This is a genomic window from Geodermatophilus africanus, assembly GCF_900107105.1.
Taxonomy (GTDB): domain Bacteria; phylum Actinomycetota; class Actinomycetes; order Mycobacteriales; family Geodermatophilaceae; genus Geodermatophilus; species Geodermatophilus africanus.
Genome location: NZ_FNOT01000008.1, coordinates 172,665 through 185,061, shown reverse-complemented (window position 1 = coordinate 185,061; position 12,397 = coordinate 172,665). Strand labels below are relative to the sequence as shown.

General features: G+C 73.0%; 8 protein-coding genes and 2 tRNA genes. 9 read left to right on the top strand and 1 reads right to left on the bottom strand.

All coding sequences use genetic code 11. The annotated features are described in order from the left end of the window. The first annotated feature begins 4 nt into the window (after positions 1–4). The gene (locus BLW63_RS16070; protein WP_091158331.1) at positions 5–973 is read left to right on the top strand and encodes a hypothetical protein; all 969 of its coding nucleotides are present in this window, start codon (positions 5–7) and stop codon (positions 971–973) included. 16 nt (positions 974–989) lie between these two features. Continuing rightward, on the top strand, positions 990–2,759 hold the full coding sequence (locus BLW63_RS16065) for an ABC transporter ATP-binding protein (RefSeq protein WP_244522615.1): 1,770 nt from the start codon (positions 990–992) through the stop codon (positions 2,757–2,759). Between the two features lie 104 nt (positions 2,760–2,863). Here BLW63_RS16065 and BLW63_RS16060 read toward each other — a convergent pair whose 3' ends face one another. Further along, a complete protein-coding gene (locus BLW63_RS16060; RefSeq protein ID WP_091158330.1) occupies positions 2,864–4,396 on the bottom strand; it encodes an SDR family oxidoreductase in 1,533 nt (510 codons plus the stop codon). Positions 4,397–4,529: 133 nt separating this feature from the next. Between BLW63_RS16060 and BLW63_RS16055 the strand changes: the two genes are divergently transcribed. The 7 genes from BLW63_RS16055 to BLW63_RS16030 all read left to right on the top strand — a co-directional run bounded on the left by BLW63_RS16055 (position 4,530) and on the right by BLW63_RS16030 (position 12,390). After that, positions 4,530–5,954, top strand: a complete 1,425-nt coding sequence (locus BLW63_RS16055; protein ID WP_091158329.1) for an APC family permease — start codon at positions 4,530–4,532, stop codon at positions 5,952–5,954. A gap of 331 nt (positions 5,955–6,285) precedes the next feature. After that, entirely contained in the window at positions 6,286–8,331 is a 2,046-nt protein-coding gene (gene gyrB / locus BLW63_RS16050) for a DNA topoisomerase (ATP-hydrolyzing) subunit B (RefSeq protein WP_091158328.1), read from the top strand. 179 nt (positions 8,332–8,510) lie between these two features. Continuing rightward, positions 8,511–10,979, top strand: coding sequence for a DNA gyrase subunit A (gene gyrA / locus BLW63_RS16045; RefSeq protein WP_091158327.1), 2,469 nt, complete (start codon positions 8,511–8,513; stop codon positions 10,977–10,979). A gap of 169 nt (positions 10,980–11,148) precedes the next feature. Next, the gene (locus BLW63_RS16040; RefSeq protein WP_091158326.1) at positions 11,149–11,820 is read left to right on the top strand and encodes a DUF3566 domain-containing protein; all 672 of its coding nucleotides are present in this window, start codon (positions 11,149–11,151) and stop codon (positions 11,818–11,820) included. Between the two features lie 155 nt (positions 11,821–11,975). After that, positions 11,976–12,049, top strand: a tRNA-Ile gene (locus BLW63_RS16035). Positions 12,050–12,142: 93 nt separating this feature from the next. Then, complete coding sequence (locus BLW63_RS26905) at positions 12,143–12,286, top strand: DLW-39 family protein (RefSeq protein WP_170856805.1); 144 nt, start codon at positions 12,143–12,145, stop codon at positions 12,284–12,286. Positions 12,287–12,314: 28 nt separating this feature from the next. After that, a tRNA-Ala gene (locus BLW63_RS16030) sits at positions 12,315–12,390 on the top strand. Positions 12,391–12,397: the final 7 nt, after the last annotated feature.

Sequence of the window (12,397 nt, the reverse complement as noted above, 5' to 3'; positions counted from 1 at the left end):
AGCGATGAGCAGCCCGCGCGACCGCGACGGCTTCGAGCAGCGCCCCGACGACGGCAGCGGCTGGCGCGAGCCCGGCCACCTCGGCGGGGCCGGCGGCTCCGGCGGGCAGCCGCCGGCCGAGCAGATCCCGGGACAGCAGCCGCCCGCCGACGGGCCGGCCGCCGACCGCCCGGCCGAGAGCGGCGGCAGTGAGAGCGGCGGCAGCACCGCCTGGCAGCCGCCGGGCTGGGACCTGCCGCCCGCCGCCCCGGAACGCCCGGCGCAGCCCCCGGCCGCCGGCCCGCAGACCGCCGGCGAGCAGCCGGTCCCCGGCGGCCTCTTCGGCAGCCGGCGGCCACGCCGGCCCAGCGAGCTCGAGCAGGTCTTCGCCTACCAGGGCGACGCCGTCGGGGCGCAGGGCTGGGCCGTCCAGCAGGGCTGGGCCATCTCCGACGGCACCGCGCCGGAGGACGCCGTCCTCGCCGAGCTGGTGCGCACGGCCCCGGTCCGCGCCACGAGGGACCACCGCCCCGCCGGCGTGATGCGCGGCCGCCACGGCACGCTCGACCTGGTCGCCTTCGACGTCCTGTACGCCTCCGGGCGGTACGCGGTGCCGGAGTATGCGGTCACCGCCGCTCCGGTGCTCGGCATCCTCCCGCCGCTGCGGCTGTCGCCGGCCCGCTTCTGGAAGCACCGCACCGGCGGGCTCGTGCAGGTCCCCAGCGGCGACCCTGCCTTCGACACCCGCTGGGTGCTGCTGGCCGCCGACGACGGCCCGGCCGCCCGCGCGCTGGTCGGCGACGCCACGGTGCGCGGCCTCCTGCTGGGGACCGACGACGGCGACGAGTTCTGGACGGCGGCGGGGGCTGATGGGGGTGGATTGGCGGGTGGCTACATCGCGGCGATCCGTCCCGACGGGCACCGTCCGCAGCTGATCGAGCACCACGCCCGCCTGCTGACCGCGATCGTCAGCGCCCTGGCCCCCGCCCTCTGAGCCGGCGTCCGGGCCGGTGAGCACCACCCCCACAGCGGCCGCTCCTCCCGCGACGCTGCGCGAGCTGCTGCCGCTGCTGCGGCCGCACCGGCGCCCGCTGGCCGCAGCCGCTGTCCTCTCGCTGGTCGCCGCGGCCGGTGCCCTGGCCCAGCCGGTGCTGGTCGCCCGGGTGATCGAGGCCGTCGGCGCCGGCCGGGAGCTGCTGCCCGCGGTCGGCCTGCTCGTCGTCGTCCTGGTGGCCTCCTCGGCGCTCGGGGCGGTGCAGGGGTACCTGCTGCAGCGGACCGCCGAGGGCGTGGTGCTCTCCACCCGGCGCACGCTGGCCGACCGGCTGCTCCGGCTGCCGGTCGCCGAGTACGACCGGCGGCGCACCGGGGACCTGATGTCGCGGGTCGGTGCGGACACCACGCTGCTCCGGGCCACCGTGACCTCCGGGGTCGTCGAGGTGGCCGGGTCCGCGGTCGTGGCGGTGGGCGCGGTCGTGGCGATGGCGCTGGTCGACGGGTGGCTGCTCCTGGTCACCGTCGCGTCGGTCGCCGTCGGGCTCGCGGTCGTCGTCTCGGTGGCCCGCGGCGTGCAGCGGCTCTCCCGGCAGGCCCAGGACGAGGTCGGCGCGATGACCGCCGCCGTGGAGCGGGCGCTGTCGGCGGTGCGCACCATCCGGGCCAGCGGGGCGACCGCGCGCGAGGTGGACGTCGTCGCGGCCAGCGCGGGCCGGGCCTACGAGGCCGGCGTGCGGGTGGCCCGGCTGGAGGCCCTGGTCAGCCCGGCCGGCTCGATCGCCGTGCAGGGGGCGTTCCTCGCCGTCCTCGGGCTGGGCGGGTACCGGGTGGCGGCCGGCTCGATCGCCGTCGCCGACCTGGTCGCGTTCATCCTGTACCTGTTCCTGCTGGTCATGCCGCTGGGGCAGGCGATCGGGGCGTGGACCCAGCTGCAGAACGGGCTGGGCGCGCTCGCGCGGGTGCGGGAGGTGCTCGCGCTCGACCCGGAGGACGACGCGCGGCCCGAGCGGGGCGGAGCGGCCGTCGCCGTCCCCGCGTCGTCGCCGGGGGACGACGTGCCGCTGCTCGAGCTGGACGACGTCTCGTTCCGCTACCCGGACGGCCCGGAGGTGCTGCGCGGGGTGTCGCTGGCCGTGCCCGCCGGCAGCCGGGTGGCGCTGGTCGGCCCGTCGGGTGCGGGCAAGTCGACGGTGCTGGCGCTGGTCGAGGGCTTCTACCCGCTGACCGGCGGGGCGGTGCGGTGGGCCGGGACCGACGTCCGGGACCTGCCGCGGGCCGGCCTGCGCGCCCGGCTGGGCTACGTCGAGCAGGAGGCGCCGGTGCTGGCCGGGTCGGTGCGCGACAACCTGCTGCTGGCGGCGCCGCACGCGACCGACCCCGAGCTGTGGGCGGTGCTGGCCGACGTCGGGCTCACCGAGGTGGTGCAGCGCTCGCCGCGCGGGCTCGACGTCCCGGTGGGGGACGACGGCGTGCTGCTCTCCGGCGGGGAGCGGCAGCGGCTGGCGATCGCGCGGTCGCTGCTGTCGCGCCCGGCGCTGCTGCTGCTCGACGAGCCGACCGCCAGCCTCGACGCCCGCAACGAGGCGCTGCTGCGCGACACCCTGGCCGCGGCGTCCGCCGACCGGGCGCTGCTGGTGGTGGCGCACCGGCTGTCGACCGTGCTCGACAGCGACCGCATCGTCGTCCTGGACGCCGGGCGGGTGGTCGCGACCGGCACCCACGAGGAGCTGGTGGAGACCAGCCCGCTCTACCGCGAGCTCGCCGCCGCCCAACTGTTGGTCTGATTCCGCGGTGATCAGGTGAGCTGATCACCGCGGTTCCTGGCTCACCACCGGTGCTGAGCCAGGACGCGGAACGGTGAGCTCAGCTGATCATCACCGTCACGCCGCTAGGCCGCGTGGGCGCGCTGCTGCCCCGCCGCGGCGGCCGTGCCCTGCTCCGCGGCGCGGCAGATGTTGCGCACCATGCCGCCGAAGATCGGGCCGTGAAAGGGTACGAGCACCCGCCAGTACAGGTGGCCGAAGAGGCCGTTCGGCTTGAACGTCGCCTTCTGCCGCAGCCGGGTGCGCCCGTCCTCCTGTTCCACGTGGAACTCCAACCAGGCCAGCCCGGGCAGCCGCATCTCGGCGCGCAGCCGCAGCAGCCGGCCCTCCTCCAGCTCCTCGACCCGCCAGAAGTCCAGCGCGTCACCGACGTAGAGGTCCGACGGCGACCGTCGTCCCCGGCGCAGCCCCACCCCGCCGACCGCGCGGTCCAGCCAGCCACGCACCTCCCAGGCCAGCGGGAACGAGTACCAGCCGGCGTCCCCGCCGATGCCCTCGACCACCCGCCACAGCGCCTCCGGTGACGCGGAGGTCTCCCGGGTCTTCTCGTCGAGGTAGAGGGTGCCGCCGGCCCAGTCCGGGTCGGTGGGCAGCGGGTCCGACGGCGCACCGGGTGTGGACGCCGACGACCAGCGGGTGGCCACGGTCGCGTCCCGGACCCGCTGGATCGCCAGCCGTACCGCCTCGTCGAACCCGAGCAGCCCCTCCGGCGGGTCGGGGACGTACCGGGCGATGTCGTGTTCGGAGCAGACGACGGTGTTGCGCAGCGACTCCACCAGCGGCCGGGCGATGGACGCCGGCACCGGGGTGACGACGCCGACCCAGTGGCTGGAGAGCCCCGGGCTGAGCACCGGGACGGGCAGGATCCGCCGCCGGGCCAGCCCGGCCACCGCCGCGAACCGCTGCATCATGTCGAGGTAGGTCATGACGTCCGGGCCGCCGATGTCGAAGGACCGGTGCACCTCCGGCGGCAGCGTGGCGCAGCCGACCAGGTAGCGCAGCACGTCGCGGATGGCGATCGGCTGGATCCGGCTGTGCACCCAGCGCGGCGTCACCATCACCGGCAGCCGCTCGGTCAGGTAGCGCAGCATCTCGAAGGACGCCGACCCCGACCCCAGCACCACCGCGGCCCGCAGCACGGCCGTCGGGACGCCGGAGCCAAGGAGGATCTCGGCGACCTCGGCCCGCGAGCGCAGGTGCGGGGAGAGCTCCTCGCCGTCAGGCTCCAGCCCACCGAGGTACACCAGCCGGCCCACGCCGGCCTCCCGCGCCGCCCGGGCCATCACCTGCGCCGTCCGCCGGTCGGTCTCCTCGAACTGCGGACCGGCGCCCAGGGCGTGGATCAGGTAGTAGACGGCGTCGACCCCGGCGCAGGCCGCCGCGACCGCCTCCTCGTCGGCGGCGTCGGCCCGGGCGATCTCGACCCGGCGGGCCCAGGGGTGGTCGCGCAGCCGCTCCGGGGCGCGGGTCATCACCCTGACCCGGTGCCCGGCGGCCAACAGCTCGGGCACGAGCCGCCCGCCGATGTAGCCGGTGGCGCCCGTGACGAGGCAGGTCTTCGCTGGGGGGACGCTGGTGGTGCCGTCGCTCTCGGCCATGTCCCGAGTGTCGGCCGTGGACCCCGCGCGCGCTCGGGTCGCAGGACACCCGGTCGACCCGCCACCATCGGCAGGGTCCGCTCAGACCAACGGCGGTCGCGTCGACCGGCACCCGTCGAGCAGGGGGTCCCCGATGGCCGACACCACCGCTGCACCCGACCGCACGTCCGACGGCCAGCCCGCCCTGAAGCGGGTGATGGGCCCGGGCCTGCTGCTGCTGTTCATCGTCGGCGACGTCCTCGGCACCGGCATCTACGCCCTCACCGGCCAGGTCGCCGCCCAGGTCGGCGGTGTCGTGTGGCTGCCCTTCCTGGTCGCCTTCCTCGTCGCGCTGGTCACCGCGTTCAGCTACCTGGAGCTGGTCACCAAGTACCCGCAGGCGGCCGGCGCGGCGCTGTACACGCACAAGGCGTTCGGCGTCCACTTCGTGACGTTCCTGGTCGCCTTCGCGGTGATGAGCTCGGGCATCACCTCGGCGTCCACCGCCGCGCGGGCGTTCAGCGCCAACTTCGCGAGCGTGACCGGCCTCGGGCTCGGCGAGGGCATCGGCATCACGCTGATCGGCCTGGGCTTCATGACCCTGGTCGCGCTGGTCAACCTCCGCGGGGTGGGCGAGAGCGTCAAGACCAACGTCGTCCTGACCTGCGTGGAGCTGACCGGGCTGCTGATCGTCATCGGCGTCGGCGTGTGGGCGCTGGCCGGTGGGGACGGCGACTTCTCGCGGGTGACCGAGTTCGACACCGGCGAGCGCTCGGTCGTCGGCGGGGTCATCGCCGCCACCGGGCTGGCCTTCTTCGCGATGGTCGGCTTCGAGGACTCGGTGAACATGGCCGAGGAGTGCAAGGAGCCGCGGCGGATCTTCCCGAAGGTGCTGCTGGCCGGGCTGTGCCTGACCGGCCTGATCTACGTGCTGGTGTCCATCTCGGCGATCGCGCTGGTGCCGGCGGGTGACCTCAGCCAGGGGGACACCCCGCTGCTGCAGGTGGTCGAGGCCGGGGCGCCCGGGTTCCCCCTGGGGCTGTTCGGCGTCATCACGATGTTCGCCGTCGCCAACTCCGCGCTGATCAACATGCTCATGGCCAGCCGGCTGGTCTACGGGCTGAGCCGTGAGCGGGTGCTGCCGCCCCTGCTGGGCCGGGTGCACCACCGCCGCCGGACCCCGACCACGGCGATCCTCTTCACCACCGCGCTCGCGTTCGGGCTCATCACCTTCGTCGGGGCGGTGCCGGCCCTCGGCGGCACGACGGCCCTGCTGCTGCTCATGGTCTTCACCGTGGTGAACGTCGCCGTGCTCGTGCTGCGCCGGGACCGGGTCGACGCCGACCACTTCCGCACCCCGACGGTGCTGCCCGTCGTCGGCGCTCTGGCCTGCGCCTACCTCGCCACCCCGTGGGCGGGTCGGCCGGCCGAGCAGTACCGGATCGCCGGGGTCCTCCTGGCGATCGGCGTCGTCCTGTGGGGTGTGACGGTCCTCGTCAACCGGCGGACCGGCGCCGCGGTGCCCCGGTTCGACCCGGCCCACCTGACCGGCGAGGGGCCGACGGGACCGCACAACTGAACGAAGGACCCCTCCGCCCCCCACCGCTCGCAGTAGCAGGCCCCGTCCTCCTCACCGCTCGCGAGCTCGCGGTGAGCCTCTGGACGGGGCCTGCCCGGGACGGGGCCGCCAGCGTCCCGGGGACGGCGTGTCGACCCCGGGGGCAACACCGGTGGTGGCAGACGAGCTGCGAGTGGCGCAGACACGACGTGAGGGCCGGGACGACGGCATTCCTGTCGTACCACCCGGTATCCTGGAGAGCAGAAACCGCCAGCATCCGGCTGAGAGCCGTTCTGCGCCCCTGTCCACACTCGGGGCGCCAGCCACCGGGTGCGCGACAGAAGGGCCCCACGTGGTCGCTCGACCGAAGACCGACGCCCAGGCTGACGCCTACTCCGGCAGCTCCATCACCGTCCTCGAGGGTCTCGAGGCGGTGCGCAAGCGCCCCGGCATGTACATCGGCTCCACCGGTGAGCGGGGCCTGCACCACATGGTCTGGGAGGTCGTCGACAACGCCGTCGACGAGGCCCTGGCCGGCTACTGCGACACCGTGCGGGTGACGCTGCTCGCCGACGGCGGCATCCGGGTGGAGGACAACGGCCGCGGCATCCCGGTCGACATGCACCCGGTCGAGAAGCGGCCGACCGTCGAGGTCGTCATGACCGTCCTGCACGCGGGCGGCAAGTTCGACGGCAAGAGCTACGGCGTCTCCGGCGGCCTGCACGGCGTCGGCGTCACCGTCGTCAACGCGCTGTCCAGCGAGCTCGACGTGCGCGTCTGGCGCGACGGCACCGAGTGGCACCAGCACTACGCCGAGGCCAAGCCCTCCCCGCTGGAGAAGATCGGTCCGACGAAGAAGCGCGGCACGCAGATCACCTTCTGGGCCGACCCGGCGATCTTCGAGACGACCACCTACTCGTTCGACACGATCAGCCGCCGGCTGCAGGAGATGGCGTTCCTCAACGCCGGCCTGCGGATCATCCTGCGCGACGAGCGCCCCGGTCACAGCAAGGCCGAGACCGGCATGGCCGAGGAGGTGTCGCTCGCCGAGGAGGCCCCGGCCCCGCAGGACGAGGAGCCGGCCTTCGAGCCCACCGAGATCTCGTACTTCTACGAAGGCGGCCTCAAGGACTACGTCGCCCACCTCAACCGGACCAAGACCGGCATCCACCGCTCGGTCATCGGCTTCGCGGCCGAGGGCACCGGCAAGAACGACACGGCGATGTCGGTGGACATCGCGATGCAGTGGTCGGAGGCCTACTCCGAGTCGGTGCACACCTTCGCCAACATCATCAACACCCACGAGGGCGGTACCCACGAGGAGGGCTTCCGCGCGGCGCTGACCTCGATCGTCAACCGCTACGCCGAGGAGAAGAAGCTCTTCAAGGGCAAGGACGAGAAGCTCACGGGCGAGGACATCCGCGAGGGCCTCGCCGCGATCGTCTCGATCAAGCTCGGCGACCCGCAGTTCGAGGGCCAGACCAAGACCAAGCTCGGCAACACCGAGGTCAAGGGCTTCGTCCAGCGGGTCTGCAACGAGCAGCTCGGGCACTGGTTCGAGGCCAACCCGGCCGAGGCCAAGCAGATCATCACCAAGGCCAGCTCGGCCGCGCGCGCCCGCCGCGCCGCCCAGCAGGCCCGCCAGCTGGCGCGGAAGAACCCGCTGAACTCGACCGGCCTACCCGGCAAGCTGGCCGACTGCCGCTCGACCGACCCGCGCAACTCCGAGGTCTACATCGTCGAGGGCGACTCCGCCGGCGGCTCGGCCAAGTCCGGCCGCGACTCGATGTTCCAGGCGATCCTGCCCATCCGCGGCAAGATCATCAACGTCGAGAAGGCGCGCATCGACCGGGTGCTCAAGAACACCGAGGTCCAGTCGATGATCACGGCGTTCGGCACCGGCATCCACGACGAGTTCGACCTGTCGAAGCTGCGCTATCACAAGATCGTGCTGATGGCCGACGCCGACGTCGACGGGCAGCACATCCGGACCCTGCTGCTGACCCTGCTGTTCCGCTTCATGCGGCCGCTGGTCGAGGCCGGGCACGTCTACCTGGCGCAGCCGCCGCTGTACAAGATCAAGTGGGGCGGCAAGGTCGGCGACCAGTACGCCTACTCCGACCGCGAGCGGGACGCGCTGCTCAAGGCCGGCGCCGAGGCCGGCCGCAAGATCCCCAAGGACGACGGCATCCAGCGGTTCAAGGGGCTCGGCGAGATGAACGCGACCGAGCTGTGGGAGACCACCATGAACCCGGAGACGCGGATCCTGCTGCAGGTCACCCTCGAGGACGCCGCCACCGCCGACGAGCTGTTCAGCGTGCTCATGGGCGAGGACGTCGACGCCCGCCGCAGCTTCATCACCCGCAACGCCAAGGACGTCCGCTTCCTCGACGTCTGAGAGAGGACCCCGTGCCCCCCGCAGCGTCTTCTTCCCGGCCCCGTCCCGGGTCCCGCTTTGAGCTCGCGGAGGGTGGGGAGGACGGGGTCCTTCCACCTGCACGCGGGCCGGCGTCGGGTCCTGCAGGGGCCCGACCCGCGACTTCGTTCCCATCTGTGCACGACCTGGAGACCTGAACCGTGACCGAGACCCCTGCCCGCGACCGCATCGAGCCGGTCGACCTCCAGCAGGAGATGCAGCGCAGCTACATCGACTACGCGATGTCGGTCATCGTCGGCCGCGCGCTGCCCGAGGTCCGTGACGGCCTCAAGCCGGTGCACCGCCGCGTGCTGTACGCGATGTACGACCAGGGCTTCCGCCCCGACCGGAGCTACGTCAAGTGCGCCCGCGTCGTCGGCGAGGTCATGGGTAACTACCACCCGCACGGCGACTCGGCCATCTACGACGCCCTCGTGCGGCTGGCCCAGCCGTGGTCGATGCGCTACCCGCTGATCGACGGCCAGGGCAACTTCGGCTCGCCGGGCAACGACCCGGCGGCGGCCATGCGCTACACCGAGGCGCGGCTGACCCCGCTGGCCATGGAGATGCTGGCCAACATCGACGAGGACACCGTCGACTTCCAGCCCAACTACGACGGCAAGAACCAGGAGCCCCTGGTCCTGCCGGGGCGCATCCCCAACCTGCTGATCAACGGCTCGGCCGGCATCGCCGTCGGCATGGCCACCAACATGCCCCCGCACAACCTCCGCGAGGTGGCCGAGGCCGTCTTCTGGGTGCTCGACCACCCCGACGCCGAGCCGGAGGAGGCCCTGACCGCCTGCATGCAGCGGGTCAAGGGCCCCGACTTCCCGACCGCCGGCCTCATCGTCGGCCGCGAGGGCATCGAGGAGGCCTACCGCACCGGCCGCGGCTCGGTCCGCATGCGCGCGGTGGTCACCGTCGAGGAGGACGCCCGGGGCCGGGTGCAGCTGGTCGTCACCGAGCTGCCCTACCAGGTCAACCCGGACAACCTGGCCGAGGCGATCGCCGAGGCCGTCCGCGACGGCCGGCTGCAGGGCATCAGCGAGATCGCCGACGAGTCCAGCGACCGCGTCGGCCGCCGGCTGGTCATCACGCTGCGCCGGGACGCCGTCGCCAAGGTGGTGCTGAACAACCTCTACAAGCACACCCAGCTGCAGACGACGTTCGGCTGCAACATGCTCTCGATCGTCGACGGCGTCCCGCGGACGCTGCGGCTCGACGAGCTGATCCGCTTCTTCGTGCTGCACCAGATCGAGGTCATCCAGCGGCGGACCCGCTACCGGCTGCGCAAGGCCGAGGAGCGGGCGCACCTCCTGCGCGGGCTGGCCAAGGCCCTCGACCAGCTCGACGCGGTCATCGCCCTCATCCGGTCCAGCGCCTCCGCCGACGCCGCGCGCAGCGGCCTGATGGAGCTGCTCGACATCGACGAGATCCAGGCGACCGCCATCCTGGACATGCAGCTGCGCCGGCTCGCCGCCCTGGAGCGGCAGCGGATCCTCGACGAGCTCGGCGAGCTCGAGGCCCGCATCGCCGACCTGCAGGCGATCCTCGACTCGCCCGAGCGGCAGCGGCAGATCGTCCACGACGAGCTCGCCGAGATCGTGGAGAAGTACGGCGACGAGCGCCGCACGAAGTTCGTGCCGAACGACGGCGACGTCTCCATGGAGGACCTCATCGCGGAGGAGGAGGTCGTCGTCACCATCACCCGCACCGGCTACGCCAAGCGGACCAAGAGCGACCTCTACCGGTCGCAGCGCCGCGGCGGCAAGGGCGTCATGGGTGCGGCGCTGAAGCAGGACGACATCGTCGACCACTTCTTCGTGGGCTCCACCCACGACTGGATCCTCTTCTTCACCAACAAGGGCCGCGTCTACCGGGCCAAGGCGTACGAGCTGCCCGAGGCCAACCGCACGGCCCGTGGTGCGCACGTGGCCAACATCCTGGCCTTCCAGCCCGACGAGAAGATCGCCCAGGTCATGCAGATCAAGGACTACCGGGTCGCCCCGTACCTGGTCCTGGCCACGGCCAACGGGCAGGTCAAGAAGACCCGGCTGACCGACTTCGACTCCCCGCGCAGCGGCGGCGTCATCGCGATCAACCTGCGCGAGGGCGACGAGCTGGTGGGCGCCGCGCTCATCGACCCGGAGCAGGACCTGCTGCTGGTCACCCGCAAGGCGATGTCGATCCGGTTCAAGGCCGACGACGCCACACTGCGGCCGATGGGCCGGGCCACCGAGGGCGTGCGCGGCATCGCGCTGTTCTCGGACGACTCGCTGCTGTCGATGATGGTGGTCGAGGAGGGCGTCGACGTCCTCGTCGCCACCGAGCGCGGCTTCGCCAAGCGGACCGGGATCGAGAACTACCCGGCCCAGGGCCGCGGCGGCAAGGGCGTGCTCACCGCCGATCCCAAGGCGCGCAAGGGCAACCTGGTCGGGGCCCTGGCGGTCCGGCTCGGCGACGAGCTCTACGCCATCACCTCCGGCGGCGGCGTCATCCGGACCCCGGTCAACGGCGTCCGGCACAACAAGGACCGCGCCACCATGGGTGTCAAGCTCATGAACTTGCCGGAAGACGTGTCGATCGTGGCGATCGCCCGTACGACGGACAACGACGAGCCTGCCGCCTAGTCTGGGGACGATGACGGAGAGGCGGGGCGTCCGCACTCCCGGGTGTGGGCGCCCCGCTCCTCCGTCACAGCCACCAGGGATCTGACCGGCGCCCGGGTGCTCCCGGCCGCGCGCCGGGTACCCCGGGTGTGAGGCAGCGGCGAGGGCCGCTGGGGAACGGGAGACTCGCATGAGCGACCGGACGCAGGGTTCGGTGCGCACCGGGTCCCGGACCGGGGAGACCTCCCCGGCACAGGGGACGGCGACCGGTCAGCAGCCCGCGGCTGACGATCCGCCCTCGGTGGGGTCGACGCAGACCATCCCCGGCGCGAACACCGCCCGGAGCCAGGCCGTGGCCGCCGACGGGGCCCCGGCCGCGACCGGCCCGGCGTCGGGCACGCAGCCCGCCGCCTCCCCGTCCACCGGCGCGCAGCCCGCCGCGGGTGCGGTGGCGGCCTCCGCTGCGAGTGGTGGGGGTGCCGGCAAGTCCGCCCGCGGCCCGCGCCGCGCCCGGCTGCAGCTGCGGCACATCGACACGTTCTCCGCGCTGAAGATTTCGCTGGTCCTGTCGATCGCGATGTTCTTCATCTGGATGGTCGCCGTCGGCCTGCTCTACGGCATCCTCTCCGGCCTCGGTGTCTTCGAGACCCTCAACGACCTCTTCGGCCAGCTCGGTAGCGCCTCCGGTGGTGACGGCCGCAGCGAGGTCATCACCCCGGGCATCGTCTTCGGTGGCGCCGCGGTCATCGGGGCCATCAACATCGTGCTGATGACCGCCCTGTGCACCGTCGCGGCGTTCATCTACAACATGTGCTCCGACCTGGTCGGCGGCCTGGAGGTCACCCTCTCCGAGCGCGACTGACAGAGGACCCCGTCCTCGGCGAACACGCGACAGGCGTCCTCTCGCACCTGCTCAGGGGGCGCCTGACGTGTATCCGCAGCCGGCCCGCGAGGTCGACCTCGCACCACCCCCCTGCGGACGGCGTACCGGCGGCAGGTACGCTGGTCGAGGTCCACGGGCCTGTAGCTCAGGCGGTTAGAGCGCATCCCTGATAAGGATGAGGCCGGAGGTTCAAGTCCTCCCAGGCCCACCCGTGTACTGGCCCCACCGGCCCACCCCGGTCCCGGGGTCGGCCTCCGGCCCCCTCTCGAGGAGGGGGACTCCCCTCGAGGAGGTACCCCGCGTGCTCAGGAAGCTGGTCTTCGCGGCCGCCGCCGCGACCGCCCTCGCCGCCGTCCGCCGGCGCTCGGCGGGCAGGGCAGAGGCTGACCTCTGGGCCGAGGCGACCCGCGGCCCCCAGGCGGTCAGCACGCCGGCCGCTCGCTGACCCGCCGGGAGGCCCCGCCTCCCACCCCGGGGACGTAGCTCAATTGGCAGAGCACCGCCTTTGCAAGGCGGGGGTTAGGGGTTCGATTCCCCTCGTCTCCACCAGCCCAGC

Coding starts and splice junctions, on each gene's coding strand:
- BLW63_RS16040 (WP_091158326.1), top strand. CDS start 11,149: ATGAGCGACCGGACGCAGGGTTCGGTGCGCACCGGGTCCCGGACCGGG.
- BLW63_RS16060 (WP_091158330.1), bottom strand. CDS start 4,396: ATGGCCGAGAGCGACGGCACCACCAGCGTCCCCCCAGCGAAGACCTGC.
- BLW63_RS16070 (WP_091158331.1), top strand. CDS start 5: ATGAGCAGCCCGCGCGACCGCGACGGCTTCGAGCAGCGCCCCGACGAC.
- BLW63_RS16055 (WP_091158329.1), top strand. CDS start 4,530: ATGGCCGACACCACCGCTGCACCCGACCGCACGTCCGACGGCCAGCCC.